This is a genomic window from Cupriavidus basilensis (assembly GCF_000876015.1).
Lineage (GTDB): Bacteria > Pseudomonadota > Gammaproteobacteria > Burkholderiales > Burkholderiaceae > Cupriavidus > Cupriavidus basilensis_B.
The window spans coordinates 303,638-320,035 of sequence record NZ_BBQM01000024.1 but is presented as its reverse complement, the minus strand read 5'-3'; the positions used below and the strand labels follow the sequence as shown (position 1 = coordinate 320,035).

16 protein-coding genes are annotated in these 16,398 nt (G+C 71.0%); 12 read left to right on the top strand and 4 right to left on the bottom strand.

All coding sequences use genetic code 11. The annotated features are described in order from the left end of the window. Positions 1-280, top strand: a 280-nt coding sequence (locus KF708C_RS36775) for a hypothetical protein (RefSeq protein ID WP_231586603.1), incomplete at its 5' end; no start/stop codon positions are given. Positions 281-503: 223 nt separating this feature from the next. Here KF708C_RS36775 and mdtD read toward each other — a convergent pair. Then, the gene (mdtD, locus tag KF708C_RS27350) at positions 504-1,907 is read right to left on the bottom strand and encodes a multidrug transporter subunit MdtD (RefSeq protein WP_052165894.1); all 1,404 of its coding nucleotides are present in this window, start codon (positions 1,905-1,907) and stop codon (positions 504-506) included. Between the two features lie 187 nt (positions 1,908-2,094). Between mdtD and KF708C_RS27345 the strand changes: the two genes are divergently transcribed. The 10 genes from KF708C_RS27345 to KF708C_RS27300 all read left to right on the top strand — a co-directional run bounded on the left by KF708C_RS27345 (position 2,095) and on the right by KF708C_RS27300 (position 12,393). Then, positions 2,095-2,955, top strand: coding sequence for a LysR family transcriptional regulator (locus tag KF708C_RS27345; protein WP_059414203.1), 861 nt, complete (start codon positions 2,095-2,097; stop codon positions 2,953-2,955). A 143-nt stretch (positions 2,956-3,098) separates the two neighbouring features. Beyond that, positions 3,099-3,920 carry an aldo/keto reductase gene (locus KF708C_RS27340; protein ID WP_059414201.1) on the top strand — a complete coding sequence of 274 codons (822 nt, stop codon included), beginning with the start codon at positions 3,099-3,101 and terminating at the stop codon, positions 3,918-3,920. Positions 3,921-4,150: 230 nt separating this feature from the next. After that, positions 4,151-5,032: a helix-turn-helix transcriptional regulator gene (locus KF708C_RS27335; RefSeq protein ID WP_059414199.1), complete on the top strand. Its 882-nt coding sequence runs from the start codon at positions 4,151-4,153 to the stop codon at positions 5,030-5,032. Positions 5,033-5,687: 655 nt separating this feature from the next. Next, on the top strand, positions 5,688-6,374 hold the full coding sequence (locus tag KF708C_RS27330) for a hydrolase (protein ID WP_059414197.1): 687 nt from the start codon (positions 5,688-5,690) through the stop codon (positions 6,372-6,374). Positions 6,375-6,505: 131 nt separating this feature from the next. Then, entirely contained in the window at positions 6,506-8,365 is a 1,860-nt protein-coding gene (locus KF708C_RS27325; protein WP_059414195.1) for an amidohydrolase, read from the top strand. A 40-nt stretch (positions 8,366-8,405) separates the two neighbouring features. Further along, the gene (locus KF708C_RS27320) at positions 8,406-8,852 is read left to right on the top strand and encodes a DoxX family protein (RefSeq protein WP_059414193.1); all 447 of its coding nucleotides are present in this window, start codon (positions 8,406-8,408) and stop codon (positions 8,850-8,852) included. A 40-nt stretch (positions 8,853-8,892) separates the two neighbouring features. Next, positions 8,893-9,219, top strand: a complete 327-nt coding sequence (locus tag KF708C_RS27315; protein ID WP_059414191.1) for a XapX domain-containing protein — start codon at positions 8,893-8,895, stop codon at positions 9,217-9,219. An 83-nt stretch (positions 9,220-9,302) separates the two neighbouring features. Continuing rightward, a complete protein-coding gene (locus KF708C_RS27310) occupies positions 9,303-10,217 on the top strand; it encodes a hypothetical protein (RefSeq protein WP_059414189.1) in 915 nt (304 codons plus the stop codon). A gap of 27 nt (positions 10,218-10,244) precedes the next feature. After that, a complete protein-coding gene (locus tag KF708C_RS27305; protein ID WP_059414187.1) occupies positions 10,245-10,946 on the top strand; it encodes a YoaK family protein in 702 nt (233 codons plus the stop codon). Then, positions 10,933-12,393: an alginate export family protein gene (locus KF708C_RS27300; RefSeq protein WP_059414185.1), complete on the top strand. Its 1,461-nt coding sequence runs from the start codon at positions 10,933-10,935 to the stop codon at positions 12,391-12,393. The genes KF708C_RS27305 and KF708C_RS27300 overlap by 14 nt, the downstream gene beginning before the upstream one ends. A gap of 39 nt (positions 12,394-12,432) precedes the next feature. On the opposite strand, the gene KF708C_RS27295 is transcribed toward KF708C_RS27300, so the two are convergent. After that, positions 12,433-13,605: an AGE family epimerase/isomerase gene (locus tag KF708C_RS27295; protein ID WP_059414183.1), complete on the bottom strand. Its 1,173-nt coding sequence runs from the start codon at positions 13,603-13,605 to the stop codon at positions 12,433-12,435. A 395-nt stretch (positions 13,606-14,000) separates the two neighbouring features. Between KF708C_RS27295 and KF708C_RS27290 the strand changes: the two genes are divergently transcribed. Next, the gene (locus tag KF708C_RS27290; protein ID WP_029043733.1) at positions 14,001-14,273 is read left to right on the top strand and encodes a hypothetical protein; all 273 of its coding nucleotides are present in this window, start codon (positions 14,001-14,003) and stop codon (positions 14,271-14,273) included. A gap of 73 nt (positions 14,274-14,346) precedes the next feature. Here KF708C_RS27290 and KF708C_RS27285 read toward each other — a convergent pair whose 3' ends face one another. Continuing rightward, on the bottom strand, positions 14,347-15,570 hold the full coding sequence (locus tag KF708C_RS27285; protein ID WP_020203574.1) for an alpha-D-ribose 1-methylphosphonate 5-triphosphate diphosphatase: 1,224 nt from the start codon (positions 15,568-15,570) through the stop codon (positions 14,347-14,349). Positions 15,571-15,613: 43 nt separating this feature from the next. Continuing rightward, complete coding sequence (gene phnL / locus KF708C_RS27280; protein WP_020203575.1) at positions 15,614-16,396, bottom strand: phosphonate C-P lyase system protein PhnL; 783 nt, start codon at positions 16,394-16,396, stop codon at positions 15,614-15,616. Positions 16,397-16,398: the final 2 nt, after the last annotated feature.

The window sequence follows — 16,398 nt, the reverse complement described above, 5'->3', positions numbered from 1 at the left end:
GGTTTCGGTCAGCGTTGAGCGTTCTCGTGCCAGGCGCATCTCAAGCCGTGCCGGGTGCATCCCAAGCCGGGGCCACCGCACCCACCACGAAACCAGCGCCGTTTCTATGACGCACCCATCCGCCCCGGTCGCGGCAGCGGCCAGAACCACCTGGGCCATCGCCATCATGCAGTGCCACCACGAATCGCACGCCACCCGCAACGCCGCAGGCGAGCAAGCCGGTAGCGTCAGCAGCCATATCGAAGCCACGAACCGCACCACGAAACTGGCAACGCCTTGAAGGCTGAGCGCCCAGCCCCCTGCAAGGGTCGCTTTCTTTTGGTTACTTTTCTTTTCGAGAAAAGAAAAGTGACACTTACATGTGTGCGAACGGGCTACCAAGCCCAAGCCGCCAGGCCCGCAGCGGCCAGCAGACTTGACACCCCCAGACAACCAACCAAAGCCCAAGCCACCAAGACCCACAAAGGCCCGAAGAAGACAAAGACCAGACCCCACCTAACCAATCATCTCCCCGCCACCCCCACCGCCGGCCGCCCCTTATCGAACTGCGCCACATCGAGCCGCCGAAACACCAGCGCCGACAGCAGCGTAATCGTCCCCACGCTGAAAAAGGCCAGCCGGTACGCAGTCCCGCCCTCCCCCAACTGCCCCGTGAACAGGCTCACCAGACCGCCGCCGATGGTCACGCCCAGCCCGATGGCCAGCATCTGCACCATCGAGAACAGGCTGTTGCCGCTGCCCGCGTCTTCCACGCTCAGCCCCTTGAGCGTGACGCTGTTCATGGCGGCGAACTGCATGGAGTTGGTGGCGCCGAACAGGGCCAGTTGCGCGATCGACAGCGCCAGCGGCCAGCCCGGCGAGATCGCCGCGAACGAGGCGATCGAGCCGCCGACCAGGACGGTGTTGACCAGCAGGAAGTTGTCGTAGCCGAAGCGCTTGACCAGCGGCACGATGCCGCGCTTGGCCACCACGCCGGCCAGCGCGGCCGGCAGCAGCATCAGCCCCGAATGCAGCGGCGTGTAGCCGAGCTGCAGTTGCAGCAGCAGCGGCATCAGGAACGGCACCGCGCCCGAGCCGATGCGGCACACGAGGTTGCCGGCCAGCCCGACGCTGAAATTGGGCTCGCGGAACAGCGACAGCCGGAACAGCGGATTGGCCCGGCGCCGCGCGTAGGGGATATAGAGCAGCGCCGACAGCAGACTGAGCGCGAACAGGCTGCCGCTCCAGGCCGCGTGGCTGGCCTCGCGCGGGGTGTCCAGCGCCAGCGAGAAGGCCACCATGCACAGCGACAGCAGCCCGCAGCCGATGAAGTCGAACGCGGGCGGGCGCGCCAGCGCGTTGTCGGGCAGGTAGCGCAGCACGGCCAGCAGGCCGATCGCGCCGACCGGCACGTTGATCAGGAAGATCCAGTGCCAGGCCACCGTCTGCACGATCCAGCCGCCCAGCACCGGGCCGAAGATCGGCCCCACCTGCCCCGCCACCGAGACGAAGGCGAGTGCCGCGATGTACTGCTCGCCGGTGACGCTGCGCAGCACCGCCAGGCGCCCGATCGGCAGCAGCATGGAGCCGCCGATGCCCTGCACCACGCGCGCCACCACGAGCTGGTCCAGGCTCTGCGCGGTGGCGCAGAACAGCGAGCCGAGCACGAAGATCAGGATGGCCGTGAAGTACACGCGGCGCGTGCCGAAGCGGTCGGCGAGCCAGCCGGAGGCCGGCGTGAGCATGGCCATCGTGAGCGTGTAGGCCACCACCACCGGCTTCATGTCGAGCGGCGTCTCGCCGAGGCTGTGCGCCATCGCGGGCAAGGCCGTGTTGACGATGGTGGTGTCGAGCGTCTGCATGAAAAAGCCGGCGGCGACGATCCACAGCATGGCCGTGTGCGATTTCTGCGAGGATTGACTGTGCATTCTGGTACATCTCTTGAAGAACCGGCGGGGGCCGGCGTGGCATCCGGGCAGGACAGCGCCCGGCGGCACGCGGAAAAGGCGCGCGCAGGAAAACGCCACGAATGTGTCGATGTTAATGACTGGCGGCCCAATCGGGAACCCCGCTGGACATATTGACTGTCATCGGTCAATCCGATGACAATGCCGCATGCTCAATCCTGTCTGGGTCAAGACCTTCGCCACCGTCGCGGCCGCGCACAGCTTTACCGACGCCGGGCGCCAGCTCGGCCTGTCGCAATCCAGCGTCAGCGACCACATCCGGCGCCTCGAACAGCACGTGGGGCGCCGCCTGTTCGTGCGCGACACCCACACCCTGGCCATGACCGCCGACGGCGAGGCGCTGCTGGCGCACGCCCGCCTGATCCTGGAGGCCATCGCGCGCGCCGAGTCGCAGTTCAACGCGCCGCGCCTGCAGGGCCGCGTGCGGCTGGGCACCTCCGAGGATCTCGTGCTCGGCACCATGCCCAATGTGCTGGCGGCGTTCCGCAACTCGCACCCGGACGTGGAGCTGGAGATCACCATCGGCATGACCGGCAAGCTCTACGAGCTGATGGACGCCGGCGCGCTGGACCTGATGATCGGCAAGCGCCGCGAAGGCGACCGCCGCGGCGCGCCGCTGTTCCGCGGCAAGCTGGAGTGGCTGGCGCGGCCCGGCACGGTGGCCGACCTGCGCCAGCCGCTGCCGCTGATCCTGGTGACGGAGCCCAGCGTCACGCGCGCCATCGTGCTCGACACGCTGGCCAAGGCCGGCACGCGCTGGCAGATCGTCTGCACCAGCAGCAGCCACTCGGGCTGCATCGCCGCGGCGCGCGGCGGGCTGGGCATCACGGTGCGCGCGCAATACCTGTCCGGGCGCGGCCTCGCGCCGCTGGTCAACAGCGACGCGCTGCCGGCGCTGCCCGAGGTGGAATTCATCTCGCTGCGCGCGGGCCGCCTGAGCCGCCCGGCCGAGACGCTGCTGCAACTGCTGCAGAAAAGCGACCTGCGCGGGTCCTCGCTCGACGAGTAGCGCCCCGGTCCCGCCATGCGGACCCGCGATCATGAATGAAATGCGCGGCGCGCGCTTTATCCGGCAACCCGGCCGTGCGACATTGCATGCCGGCACTGCGGCGGGCTCGCGCGCAGGCTTCAACCAAGTGGGGGTTCATTGAAATGGAAGGCTTGCAGACACAGGGCATCCGCATCCCGCGCCTCGGTTTCGGCACGTTCCGCATGCCCGGCGGCGACTGCCAGCCGGTCGTGGAGAGCGCGCTGGCGCTCGGCTACCGCCACGTCGACACGGCCGAGATGTACCAGAACGAAGCGGCCGTCGGCGCCGCCATCGCCGCGTCCGGCGTGGCGCGGCAGGACCTGCACCTGACCACCAAGGTGTGGCACGAGAACCTGCGGCCCGATGCCATCCGGCACGCGCTCGACGCCAGCCTCGGCAAGCTCGGCGTCGACTACGTCGACCTGTACATGGTGCACTGGCCGTCGCGCGACATGGACCTCGGCGCCGTGCTCGCCACCATGCAGCGCTTCCTCGAAGCCGGCACGGTGCGCGCCATCGGCGTGTGCAACTTCAACCTGGCCATGCTGCGCAGCGCGATCGAGGACATCGGCGCGCCGATCGCCTGCCACCAGGTGGAGTACCACCCGTTCCTCGACCAGTCGCGCATGCTCGCCTACCTGCGCGGCAAGGGCATCCCGCTGGTTGCCTACGCGCCGCTCGCGCAGGGCCGCGCCGCCGCCGACCCGGTGCTGCAGGGCATCGGCGCGCGGCATGGCGCGAGCGCCGCGCAGGTGGCGCTGGCGTGGCTGCTGGAGCAGGACGGCGTGGCGGCGATTCCCAAGGCGCAGCGCCGGGAAAGCCAGCAGGCGAACCTCGACGCGCTCAGGCTGCGGCTCGACGACGAAGACCGGCGCGCCATCGCGGCGCTGCCGAAGAACCTGCGCTACGTCACGCCGCCGTTCGCGCCCGACTGGGACGCATGACGCTGGCGCCGGGCCCGCGCGCGCCGGCGGCCGCATGTGCCCGGCCCGGCGCCGCGCAAAAGCGCCAAGAGGGGCCAAAGAGGCCAAAGGGGACGCCCTGCCGCTTTTTCGGTCTTTTGCCCCGGCGCGGCGCGCTGCCCATTGCGCCGTGCGCGCGGCGATAGCACACTGGCATCTTCCGGGCGGCCTTCCGCCCGCCCGCAACGCTTCGCCAAGGACACTGCACACCCATGACGCAAAGCGCGGCACGGACGCCTTCCCCCGCGGCCCCGGCCCTGATCGTCGAGCGGCTCGACACCACCCACGCCACCATCGCGCGCATGCGCTGCGACGTGCCCGGCGGGCTGCCGCCGGCGCCCGCCATTCCCTCGCAGGATGCGTTTTCCGCCATCGTCCAGCTGCGCCCGTTCGCCGCCCATACGCTGTGGCGCGACGGCCGGCAGGTGTTCGCCGGCGGCCACGGCGAGGGCGCGCTGGCCATCACCAGCCTGCAGCAGAGCTGGCGCTGCCATCATCGCGCGTCGTTCGACAACGTGCGGCTGCAGGTCAGTTGCGACGAACTGCAGGCCTTCGCGCGCGAGCACGGCGCGCGCGCGCCGATTTCCCTGCGCAACCCCGAGGGCGAGGCCGACGGCGTGATGCTCTCGCTCGCGCGCGCGCTGCTGCCCTCGCTGGAGGCGCCGGAACAGGCCTCGCGGCTGTTCCTCGACCAGTTGGCCACGACCATGATGGCGCATCTCGTCGCGCACTACGGCAGCGCCTCGGTGCACATGCTGAAGACGGCCATGCTGTCGCGCCGGCAGGAAGCGCTGGCGAAGGAATACCTGGTCGCGCACGCGGGCGAGGACGTCTCGATCGAGATGGTGGCCGCGCACTGCAACCTGTCGCGCAGCTATTTCATCAAGGCCTTCAAGCAGAATACCGGGGTCACGCCCTACCGCTGGCTGCTGGAGCACCGCATCGAGCAATCCAAGGCATCGCTGCGCCAGGGCATGCCGATATCCGAAATCGCCGCGCTGCACGGCTTTTCCGACCAGAGCCATTTCACGCGCATTTTCAGCGCGGTGGTCGGCATTCCGCCGGCAAAATGGCGGAATCGCAACGACCTATAAACGCCACGCCGCCGGCAAGTTCCCCCGGCACCGGCACCGACATAATCCCGAAATAATCACCGGAATAATCGCGGCCACGATGTGACCCGGCCGCGCGCGGGCCATGCCGGCGCGCGTGCCCGAACCGGCGCAGAAACCCGCGCCCGCGCCCAAGCCCGCGCCGGCCATCGCCGCGCCCGCCCCCTGGGCGCGCGGCTGGCCTTGTCTGGCCTTGTCCGGCCTTGTCCGGCCTTGTCCGGCCTGGCCCGGTTTCCCGCGCCCTCCGCTGCGCCGCACCACGCGACCACACTTTTCGCTAACTTTGCTGCCTTTCGTACAAGACACGGCGCAGGCGATCCCATAATCTCCGTACCCATATATCGCCCCGCCGCCGGCATATGTGCATGCGGCATTGCCACGGTCCCGCCACGCGGGCCGCTGGGGGCAGTCGAATATTTTCATCACCGCTTCCTGATTCCTTTTTTGTAAAGCGCAAGCGCTTGCACTAGATTCGTTGATACCAGATTCGCCACCGCCCCGTGGAGAATGACGTGCCTCACGCCATGCATGGCACGCCAATGCTGCAAGCCGATGTCGATCGCCGATGCCGGCTTCCCGACGTCGTCCTTGTCTCTTGCGAACCCGCCCCAGCAATGGTGCGCAACCGGAAATCGCCATGACCAATCCGAAGCTCGAAGTCCTGACCCCCCAGAACAGCCAGCTGATCATCATCGACCATCAGCCGCAGATGGCCTTCGGGGTGCAGTCCATGGACCGCCAGGCCCTGAAGAACAACGTGGTGGGCCTGGCCAAGGCCGCCAGGATCTTCAACATCCCCACCACCATCACCACCGTCGAGTCCGCCTCGTTCTCCGGCTACACCTACCCGGAAATCCTCGACGTCTTCCCCGGCCACAAGCTGCTCGAACGCACCTCGATGAACTCCTGGGACGACCAGAAGGTGCGCGACTCGCTCAAGGCCGCCGGCCGCAAGAAGGTGGTGGTTGCCGGCCTGTGGACCGAGGTCTGCAACAACACCTTCGCGCTGTGCGCGATGGCCGAAGGCGACTATGAGATCTACATGGTGGCCGACGCCTCGGGCGGCACCTCCAAGGAGGCCCACGACTACGCCATGCAGCGCATGGTCCAGGCCGGCGTGGTGCCGATGACGTGGCAGCAGGTGCTGCTCGAATGGCAGCGCGACTGGGCGCACCGCGATACGTACGATGCCGTGATGGCCCTGGTGAAGGAGCACTCCGGCGCCTACGGCATGGGTGTCGACTACGCCTATACGATGGTGCACAAGGCGGCGCAGCGCGCGGCCGGCGCGCACGAAGTGCTGGCGCCGGTGCCGGCCAGGTAACACGCAGCGCGGGCAGGCGCCGGGCCGCGTCCCGGCGCCCTGTCCTTTCCGCCCGCCGGGGCGGCCGCGGATTCGCCGCCGGTCCGCAGCCATCGCCCCCGGCTGGCGCCCCCTATTCGCAGGAGCCTCCCATGAACGCACCGGCCACTCCCGAACTGATCCTCGTCAACGGCAAGTTCGCCACGCTCGACCGCGCCAACCCGCAGGCCGAGGCCGTCGCCATCCGCGACGGCAAGTTCGCCGCGGTCGGCGGCAGGCACGAGATCATGCAGCTTGCCGGCCCCGCCACCAAGGTGATCGACCTGCAAGGCCGCCGCGCCATCCCCGGGCTGATCGACAGCCACATGCACATCATCCGCGGCGGCCTGAACTACAACATGGAACTGCGCTGGGACGGCGTGCGCTCGCTGGCCGACGCCATGCGCATGCTCAAGGAGCAGGTCGCGCGCACGCCCGCGCCGCAATGGGTGCGCGTGGTGGGCGGCTTCACCGAGCACCAGTTCGCCGAAAAGCGCCTGCCCACCATCGAGGAACTGAACGCCGCGGCGCCCGACACGCCGGTGTTCATCCTGCACCTGTACGACCGCGCCATCCTCAACGCCGCCGCGCTGCGTACGGTCGGCTACACCAAGGACACGCCCAACCCGCCGGGCGGCGAGATCGTGCACGACAGCGCCGGCAACCCGACCGGCCTGCTGCTGGCCAAGCCCAACGCCACCATCCTCTACGCCACGCTGGCCAAGGGTCCGAAGCTGCCGCCCGAGTACCAGAAGAACTCCACGCGGCATTTCATGCGCGAGGTCAACCGGCTCGGCGTGACCGGCGTGATCGACGCCGGCGGCGGCTACCAGAACTACCCCGAGGACTACGGCATCATCGAGGAGCTGCACAAGGAAGGCGACCTGACCGTGCGCCTGGCCTACAACCTCTTCACGCAGAAGCCCAAGGACGAACTCAACGACTTCAAGAACTGGGCCGGCAAGGTCAAGCCCGGCCAGGGCGACGACCTGTACCGCCACAACGGCGCCGGCGAGATGCTGGTCTACAGCGCGGCCGACTTCGAGGACTTCCGCGTCGAGCGGCCCGACATGCCGCCTTCGATGGAAGGCGACCTCGAGCCCGTGATCCGCCTGCTGGCCGAGAACCGCTGGCCGTGGCGGCTGCATGCCACCTACGACGAAACCATCTCGCGCGCGCTCGACGTCTACGAGAAGGTGGCCAGGGACGTGCCGTTCGACGGCCTGCACTGGTTCTTCGACCACGCAGAGACCATCACCGACCGCAACATCGACCGCATCGCCGCGCTCGGCGGCGGCATCGCCGTGCAGCACCGCATGGCCTACCAGGGCGAATACTTCGTGGAGCGCTACGGCGCGCGCGCGGCCGAGGCCACGCCGCCGGTCAAGCGCATGCTCGAGCGCGGCGTCAAGGTCGGCGCGGGCACCGATGCCACGCGCGTGGCCTCGTACAACCCGTGGGTGTCGCTGTACTGGCTGACCACCGGCAAGACCGTGGGCGGGCTGTCGATGTACCCGCAGGCCAACCTGCTGGACCGCGAGACCGCGCTGCGGCTGTGGACCGAGGCCAACACCTGGTTCTCCTCCGAAGAAGGCAAGAAAGGCGAGATCAAGGCCGGCCAGCTGGCCGACCTCGTGGTGCTGTCGGCCGACTACTTCAGCGTGCCCGGCGACGAGATCCAGGACATCACCTCGGTGCTCACGCTGCTGGGCGGCGAGCCGGTCTACGGCGACGGCGACTTCGGCAAGCTCGCCCCGCCGCTGCCGCCGGCCATGCCGGACTGGTCGCCGGCGCGCCACCACGGCGGCTACCAGCCGCGCCCGCAGGCGGCGGCGCTGCGCACCGCGTGCGCCTGCGCCAGCGCCTGCGGCGTGCACGGCCACGCGCATGCGCGGGCCTGGGCGTCGAACGTGCCGGCCGCGGACGAGAGCACCTTCTGGGGCTCGCTCGGCTGCTCGTGCTGGGCGTTCTGATGCGCGCCCGGACGCCGCGCCCAGGACACCGGAGCCAACCATGAGCAAGACCACTGCCGCCGCCGGGCCCGCCCAGGCCGGCGCGCGGGCGCGCCTCGCGCCGGCCTGGGTGCGCTGGCTCGCGCTGCTGGCGCTGTGCGCGGCCTACCTGCAGGGCGGGCTGGCCAAGCTCGCCGACTTCGGCGGCGCCATCGCCGAGATGCAGCACTTCGGCCTGGCGCCGGCGGCGCCGCTGGCGGCGGCCACCATCGCGCTGGAGCTGGGCGCCTCGCTGCTGATCCTCACCGGCTGGCTGCGCTGGCTGGGCGCGCTCGCGCTGGCCGGCTTCACGCTGATGGCCAGCTTCCTGGCGAACCGCTTCTGGGCCGCGCCGCCCGCCGAGCAGTTCATGATGGCCAATGCCTTCTTCGAGCATGTCGGGCTGGCCGGCGGCTTCCTGCTGGTGGCGTGGGAAGGCATCCGGCGCGGCACGCCGGCGCAGCGCTAGGCCCGATGCCCTCCTCTCAATCCCTTTCCTGGAGCCCCCGATGAAGCTCTATCTCGTCTCTCTCGCCGCCGGCATCCTGGTCGGCATCATCTACGCGCTGCTGCAGGTCCGCTCGCCGGCGCCGCCGGTGGTGGCCCTGATCGGCCTGCTGGGCATGCTGATCGGCGAACAGGTGGTGCCGCCCATCAAGCGCATGATCGCCGGCGAGCCGGTCACGGCGGCGTGGTTCAGTTCCGAGTGCGTGCCCAAGATCACCGGCACGCCACCCAGGACGCCAGCCGCGACGCCGGCCACGACGCCCGCCGGCATGCTGGCCGAGAACCAGCCCGCGACGCCGCCCGGCGAGGACGCCGCCGAGCCGCGCTGACGCGCCCGCCCCGGGCCGCTGCCCGGGCCGCGCCACCCGTGTTTCCTCACCCGTCGATTCAGATTCAACAAGAAGAGGTTTTCATGCGTTCGATCCGAACCTTCCTGACAGCCGCCGCGCTGGTCGTGGCCAGCGTGGCCGGTCCCGCCGCCAGCGTGGCGCACGCCCGGACCCAGGCCCCGGCGGCGGCCATCTCGGTCGGGCCCCAGTACGACACCACCCACGTGTACGTCGCCCCGGCCGATTTCAGCCGCTTCGTCGACAGCCTCGTCGCCACCTTCGGCGGCACGACCTCGAAGGAGGGCGAGTTCACGGTCACGCCCACGCCCAGCCTGACCATGTCGCAGCTGGTGCTGACGCCGGCCGGCACCTTGTCCGTGTTCGGTTTCAAGACGCCCGTCCCGTACCCGTTCGGCGCGGAGCGCACCGGATACCTCGTGACCGACATGGACAAGGCCATCGCCGCGGCGCGCGCCGCGGGGGCCGACGTCATCGTCTCGGCATTCCCCGACCCGATCGGCCGCGACGCCATCGTGCAATGGCCGGGCGGCGTCAACATGCAGCTCTACTGGCACGCCACGGCGCCGGACTACCCGAAGCTCGCGACCATTCCCGAGAACCGCGTCTACCTGTCCGCCGACCGCGCCGACGCCTTCATCCGCGGCTTCGCGCGCTTCTCGCACGGCAAGGTGGTGTCGGACAGCGCGCGCGCGCCCGGCATCGAGATCGGCCGGCCGAACGATACCTACCGCCGCGTGCGCATCGAATCCGGCTTCGGCAAGATCACCGTGCTGGTGACGGACGGCCACCTGCCCTATCCGTATGGGCACGAGCTGACCGGCTACGAGGTCCCCAGCCTTGCCGACACCCTGGCCAAGGCGGCCGCGGCCGGCGTGTCGGTGCTGGTGCCGCCCTACGCGGCCGACGGGCGCGACGCGGCCATCGTGCGCTTTCCCGGCGGCTACGTGGCGGAGATCCACGCGGCCAGCGGCCGTTGAACCGGCCCGGCCAACGGGAGGCGCCGGATGAAACATGAAGACACCGTGCTTGCCGTCGTCGCCGGCTTCGTCGACACGCTCGGCTTCGTGGCGCTGTTCGGCCTGTTCACCGCGCACGTCACCGGCAACTTCGTGCTGATCGGCGCGGAGGCCGCGGGGCTGGGGCAAGGCGTGCTGATGAAGCTGCTGGCGTTCCCGGCCTTCATCGCCGGCGTGGCGCTCAGCAGCGCCGTGGTCAGGGCGCGCGGCGGCAAGCCGCCGGCCACCGCGGCGCGGCCGCTGTACGCGCTGCAGGCGGTGCTGCTGGCCGGCTTCCTCGTCGCGGGCCTGTACGCCGCGCCGGTGCGCGACGCGCAGGCACCCGCCGCCATCCTGTGCGGGCTGCTGGGCGCGGTGGCGATGGGCGTGCAGAACGCGCACGCCAGGCTGGTCGGCCGCCCGGGCGTGCCCAACACGGTCATGACCGGCAACGTGACGCAGGCCGTGCTCGACACGCTCGACGCGCTGCTGTCGCATCCCGACGCCGCCGCCCGACGCATCGCGCGCGAGCGCCTGATGCGCACGCTCGGGCCGCTGGCCGGCTTCGGCATCGGCGCCATCGCCGGGGCCACGACCTACGTGCGCCTGTCGTTCGGCGCGCTGGCGCTGCCGCTGGCGCTGATCGTGTGGCTGGCGTTCAGGTCCGGCGCCGGCGCGCCGGCCACGGAGAGCCGCGATGCCGCCCGCTGACCGCGCCGCCCGCCACCGCCATGCGCGGCGGCTCGCCCGCGCCGCGCTGTGCCTGGCCGCGTGCGCGGCGCTGCCGGAGCGGGCCGGCGCGCAGGAGGCGCCTGCCGCATCCACCGCAGCCGCCGCCTGCGCCGAAAAGCGGCCCGCGGTCATGTTCAACCGCTGGCAGGAAGACTGGTCCGTGCTGGCCAGCCCGTGCGTGCCGCGCCAGCCGTTCGACGCGCTGAAATACATCCCGTTCTCCGGCGACCCGGACACCTACCTGTCGCTGGGCGCCAACCTGCGCGAGCGCGTCGAGGTCAACAACTCGCCGGTGTTCGGCCTCGGCGCCGCGCGCGCCAACACCTACCTGCTGCAGCGCGCGGAGATACACGCCGACGCGCGCCTGGGCAAGTACGTGCAGGTGTTCGTCCAGCTGGAGGACGCGCGGCCGTTCGGCAAGGACACGGTGAGCCCGGCCGACAAGAACGTGGCGGACGTCGAACAGGCCTTCATCGCCGTCGTGCATCCGCTCGGCGAAGGCGTGTTCAAGGCGCGCGTGGGGCGCCAGCAGATGGCGTTCGACTTGCAGCGCTTCGTCTCGGTGCGCGACGGGCCGAACGTGCGGCAGGCGTTCGACGCGCTCTGGGCCGACTGGGAAATCCACCGCTGGCGGCTGATCGCCTACGCCACGCAGCCGGTGCAGTACCGCGACAACCAGTCGTTCGACGACGTGTCCAACCGCGACCTGACCTTCAGCGGCGTGCGCGTGGAGCGGCAGAACGTCGGCCCGGGCGACCTGTCGGCCTATTACTCGCGCTACAACCGCCGCAACGCGCGCTTCCTCGACGGCGGCGGCGACGAGCATCGCAACGTCTTCGACGCGCGCTATTCCGGCAACGCGAACCACATCGACTGGGACGTCGAGGGCATGGTCCAGACCGGGCACGTCGGCAACCGGACGATCAACGCCTGGGCGCTCGGCTCGCTGGGCGGCTACACCTTCGCCACCGTGCCGTGGAAGCCGCGCGCGGGCCTGCAGGTCGACGCCGCCTCGGGCGACCGCCATCCCGGCGACGGCCACATCGGCACCTTCAACCCGCTGTTCCCGAACGGCTACTACTTCACGCTGGCCGGCTACACGGGATATTCGAACCTGATCCACGTCAAGCCCTCGATCACGGTCAAGCCGACCAGCAAGCTGTCGGTGCTCGCCGCGGCCGGCTTCCAGTGGCGCGCCACCACCGGCGACGCGGTCTACGCGCAGGGCAACGCCATCGTGCCCGGCACCGCCGGGCGCGGCTCGCGCTGGACCGGCATGTACCTGCAATTGCGCACCGAGGTCACGCTGGCCGCCAACCTGGTCGGCGCGGTCGAGGCGGTGCACTTTCAGGTCGGCGACTCGATCCGCGAACTGGGCGGGCGCAATGCCGACTACGTCGGCGTGGAGCTGAAGTACGGCTGGTAGCCGGCGGCGCTGCTCGTCAGTTGCTCGTCAACTGCACGGTCAGCCGCATGATTCGGCCAGCGCCTGGTACGCCGTGGCGAGGTGGTAAGGCGTGGTCGACGGCATCTCCGCGCGCGCCACCGTGCCGTCCGGCGCCAGGCACTCGTGCCAGCCGCCGGCGTGCAGGAAGCGCGCCGGGAACGCGCGCAGCCACGCGCGCAGGCGCGCCAGCGCGGCGGCGTCGCCGCGCACCGCGAGCGCGCGCGCGAACTCGGTCTGCGCCCAGATGCGCTGGGTGGCGTCGCGCGGCGCGCCGTCGAGATGCAGCGCGGCGGCCACGCCCATCGTCTCCAGGTCCACGCCGTGCGCCAGCGCGAAGTCGAACGCGCGCGCCAGCGACTGCGCCAGCGCCGAGCCGCCGAACAGCGCCGGCGCCGACGCCAGCAGCGAGAACCACTCGAACTGGTGGCCGGGCTCCACGCGGTTGTCCGCCGGCGCCACCGCGCCCGCCACACCCGGCGTCAGCGGCAGCTCGGCGATGCAGCCGGTGGCCGGGTCGACGAAGGCACCCAGCACGGCCGTGGCGAGCGCCTGCAGGCGCGTGGCATAGAAGCTGTCGCCGGTCAGCGCGTGGGCCGCCAGGTAGGCTTCGGTGAGATGCATGATGGGGTTCTGCGCCGGCGTGGCGGCGGGGCTGAAATCCTCGGCCAGCGCGGCGTGGTAGAGGCCGTGCGCGGTGGCGAAGCGCGCCTCGATCAACTGCGTGGTGTCCTCCAGCAGCGTGCGCGCCGTGGCGCTGCCGGTGCGCTCGGCATAGGCCGCGCACGCGAACACCACGAAGGCGTGCGTGTAGAGATCCTTGGTGGTGTCGAGCGGCTTGCCCTGCGCGTCGATGCTGTAGACGAAACCGCCGCGCGCGGCGTCGGCGAAATGCCGGCGCAGCGAGTCGAACAACTGCCCGGCGTGGGCGGCATCGCCGGCGCCGGGGCCTTGCGAGAACACATACAACTGGCGCGCGCAGGCCATCGCGCGGTAGCGGCTCGCCGGCAGCGGCTGCCGGTCGGCGCCGCCCAGTGCCTCGCAGGGCAGTTGCATGGCGGCGTTCCAGCCCGGGCCGCGCCACAGGGGAAGGACGGCGGCGTCGTAGTGCGCGCGCAGCGCGGCGACGGACGCGGCGACGGACGCAGCGGCGGACGCGGCATCGTCGGGGGCAAGGCTCGGGGTGGCATTCATGCGGATGGCGGGTCGGTAAGGCGCACCGGCGGCGGCTCGGGGCGGCGCGGATGCTGCTATGGCCGCAAATATACATCAGGGCCGCGCGCGCGCCGCCGCCGGTGCAGCCAGGTGCCGGCGCGCCGGAGTGCCGCGCGCATCCCCTTTCGGTCGCGAACGGCCAGAATCCTTGATCCTGCCGCCAGATCGCCTAACCTTACCGCGTGGCCCCCGGCATCGCGCTGCGCGCCGAGCGGCTACCGAGCCGCAATGCCGCCCCCGCCGCGGCTCCCGGGCCACATATCCTGGTCCGTGCCTGCAAGATCGCCCGGAAAGCACCCGCTTCCCGCCGGCCAGGCACCTTCGGGCCATCCGGCGCCGCCGGATACCGTGCCCACGCTCCTTGGGAGAGCGCGATGGAAAAGCCGATCGTAAGCCCGTCGAGGTTCGTCGAGATACTGAACGCCAGGCTGCCCGAACATCCCCTCTACCAGGAAGGGATGCGGGTCTACGCCATCCCCAACCATTCGGACCATCCACGCAGCCTGGTCTGCGTCGGCCCGCGCGGTGTCAATGGCGTATGCGCCACGGTGGAGCTGATCGTGCGCGGCGAATGCGAAGTGGTGCCGGACATCCCCGGCGAATGGCACGCGCCGCGCCACACGGCCGGCCGCGCCGCCAGCCGCTAGCGTCCGCGCCGCTTCCCCATCCTTCTCCCCGCCTTCTTTCCCGCCTTCCGCGCGCCGCAACCCGCGCGGGCGCTCACGCCGCCACGCGCCCCTCGCCGCGCACCGGCGCCGCGCCGGCATGGCCCGCGCTCACGGCGCTGGCCGGATAACCGGCCGAGAACACCAGCCGCCCGCACGACCACGTGTGCGTGACCAGCGGCTGCCCCGCCACCGTGGCCACCGCCACCAGGTCGGCGCGCAGCCCGGGCTCGATGCGGCCGCGGTCGGACAGGCCGCAGGCCAGCGCCGGGTTGGCGCTGACCAGCGCGGCCGCCTGCGACGGCGTGAGCTCCGCCTCGCGCTCGGCGGCGAAGGCCGCGGCGATCAGCGTGGAGGGCTGGTAGTCCGAGCACAGGCAGTCGGCCACGCCGGCGCGGATGGCGTCGATGGCGCGCATCGAGCCGCTCTGGCTCTGCCCGCGCAGCACGTTGGGCGCGCCCAGGATGGTCGGCAGGCCGCGCGCCACGGCGGCCTGCGCGGTCTCCAGGTTGATCGGGAACTCGCTCATGCGCACGCCCAGCGCCTGCATGGTGGCGATGCGCTGCACCGAGTCGTCGTCATGGCTGGCGGCCGGCACGCCCAGACGCGCGGCCAGCGCCAGCAGATGCTCCACGCGCGCGAGCGCGCCCTGCTGCGCGGCGGCCTTCCTGTCGGCCGCGGCGACGGCTTCCTCGCGGCTCATGTCGTGGTTGCCGATCATGTAGGCCACGTAGGCTTCGAGCGTCTTGAACTGGCCCTGGCCCGGCGAGTGGTCCATCACCGAGATCAGGTCCACCACGCCGGCTTCGAGCAGCGTCTCCAGCACCGGCAGCGCGCTGGCGTCGGTGACTTCGTAGCGGCAGTGGATGCGGTTGTCCACCAGGCTGTGCGCGCGGAAGGCGGCCACGGTGCGCACGATCTGCGAGGCGGTCTCGTTGTTGCGCACGCCGAACTGCGTGCTGGCGAACGACAGCGCGTGGTACGGCGTGGTGATGCCGGCCGCGGCGTTGCGGCGGTCCACCTGGGCCACGGCGAAGTCCAGCGGGAACATCACGCGCGAGCGCGGCTCGGCTTCTTTCTCGATGGCGTCGCAGTGCAGGTCGATCAGGCCGGGCATCAGGGTCTGGCCGCGCAGGTCGATGACCTGGGCGGCGCGCGGCACGTCGGCGGCGTCGGGTTCGATGGCCGCGATGCGGCCGTCCTCGATCAGCAGCGCGCTGTCGCTCAGCACGCCGTCGGGCAGCACGATGCGCGCGCGGGTCAGGTAGGCAGGAAGCATGGTCGGTTCCGGGTACGGGTCAGGCACGGAAAAAACGGGAGGTTCAGGCCGGCACGGCGGACAGCCGGCCGGCCGGCGCGTCGGCGCCCGCCACCGGGTGCAGCGGCAGCAGGCGCGTGGCCACGGCATCGCGCACCGCCTCGTCGTGGAAGATGCCGACCAGGCAGCGGCCCTCGGCCAGCGCCTCGCGGATCAGCGCCACCACCACCGCGCGGTTGTCGGCGTCGAGCGAGGCCGTGGGCTCGTCCAGCAGCAGCACCGGATGGCCGCCGATCAGCCCGCGCGCGATGTTCACGCGCTGCTGCTCGCCGCCCGAGAAGGTGGCCGGCGGCAGCGCCCACAGCCGGCCCGGCACCTGCAGCCGCGCCAGCAGCACGGCGGCGCGCTCGCGCGCTTCCTCGAAGCTGGCGCCGCGCTGCTGCAGCGGCTCGGCCACCACGTCGAGCGTGCTCACGCGCGGAATCACGCGCAGGAACTGGCTGACGTAGCCGATCACCTCGCGCCGCAGCCGCAGGATGCGCTGCTCGGGCGCGCGGGTCAGTTCCACCCACTCGGCGTCGTCGCGGATGCGGATGCTGCCTTCGGTGGCCAGGTAGTTGCCGTACAGGCAGCGCAGCAGCGTGCTCTTGCCCGCGCCGGAGCTGCCGGCCAGCACCACGCATTCGCCGGCGGCGGCGTCGAAGTCGATGGCCTGCAGCACCGGCAGGCGCGTGCCGCCCTGGTTGTGCAGCACGAAGGTCTTGCCCAGGCCGCGCACCGCGATGCGGCGCGGGTCGCCGGCATCGGCAGCGTTGGCGGCGAGATTGGTGTCGAAGTCTTGCGTCATGT

Bases quoted from the DNA above. Each gene is read 5' to 3' on its own strand.
- mdtD (WP_052165894.1), bottom strand. From the start codon at position 1,907: ATGCACAGTCAATCCTCGCAGAAATCGCACACGGCCATGCTGTGGATC.
- KF708C_RS27345 (WP_059414203.1), top strand. From the start codon at position 2,095: ATGCTCAATCCTGTCTGGGTCAAGACCTTCGCCACCGTCGCGGCCGCG.
- KF708C_RS27340 (WP_059414201.1), top strand. From the start codon at position 3,099: ATGGAAGGCTTGCAGACACAGGGCATCCGCATCCCGCGCCTCGGTTTC.
- KF708C_RS27335 (WP_059414199.1), top strand. From the start codon at position 4,151: ATGACGCAAAGCGCGGCACGGACGCCTTCCCCCGCGGCCCCGGCCCTG.
- KF708C_RS27330 (WP_059414197.1), top strand. From the start codon at position 5,688: ATGACCAATCCGAAGCTCGAAGTCCTGACCCCCCAGAACAGCCAGCTG.
- KF708C_RS27325 (WP_059414195.1), top strand. From the start codon at position 6,506: ATGAACGCACCGGCCACTCCCGAACTGATCCTCGTCAACGGCAAGTTC.
- KF708C_RS27320 (WP_059414193.1), top strand. From the start codon at position 8,406: ATGAGCAAGACCACTGCCGCCGCCGGGCCCGCCCAGGCCGGCGCGCGG.
- KF708C_RS27315 (WP_059414191.1), top strand. From the start codon at position 8,893: ATGAAGCTCTATCTCGTCTCTCTCGCCGCCGGCATCCTGGTCGGCATC.
- KF708C_RS27310 (WP_059414189.1), top strand. From the start codon at position 9,303: ATGCGTTCGATCCGAACCTTCCTGACAGCCGCCGCGCTGGTCGTGGCC.
- KF708C_RS27305 (WP_059414187.1), top strand. From the start codon at position 10,245: ATGAAACATGAAGACACCGTGCTTGCCGTCGTCGCCGGCTTCGTCGAC.
- KF708C_RS27300 (WP_059414185.1), top strand. From the start codon at position 10,933: ATGCCGCCCGCTGACCGCGCCGCCCGCCACCGCCATGCGCGGCGGCTC.
- KF708C_RS27295 (WP_059414183.1), bottom strand. From the start codon at position 13,605: ATGAATGCCACCCCGAGCCTTGCCCCCGACGATGCCGCGTCCGCCGCT.
- KF708C_RS27290 (WP_029043733.1), top strand. From the start codon at position 14,001: ATGGAAAAGCCGATCGTAAGCCCGTCGAGGTTCGTCGAGATACTGAAC.
- KF708C_RS27285 (WP_020203574.1), bottom strand. From the start codon at position 15,570: ATGCTTCCTGCCTACCTGACCCGCGCGCGCATCGTGCTGCCCGACGGC.
- phnL (WP_020203575.1), bottom strand. From the start codon at position 16,396: ATGACGCAAGACTTCGACACCAATCTCGCCGCCAACGCTGCCGATGCC.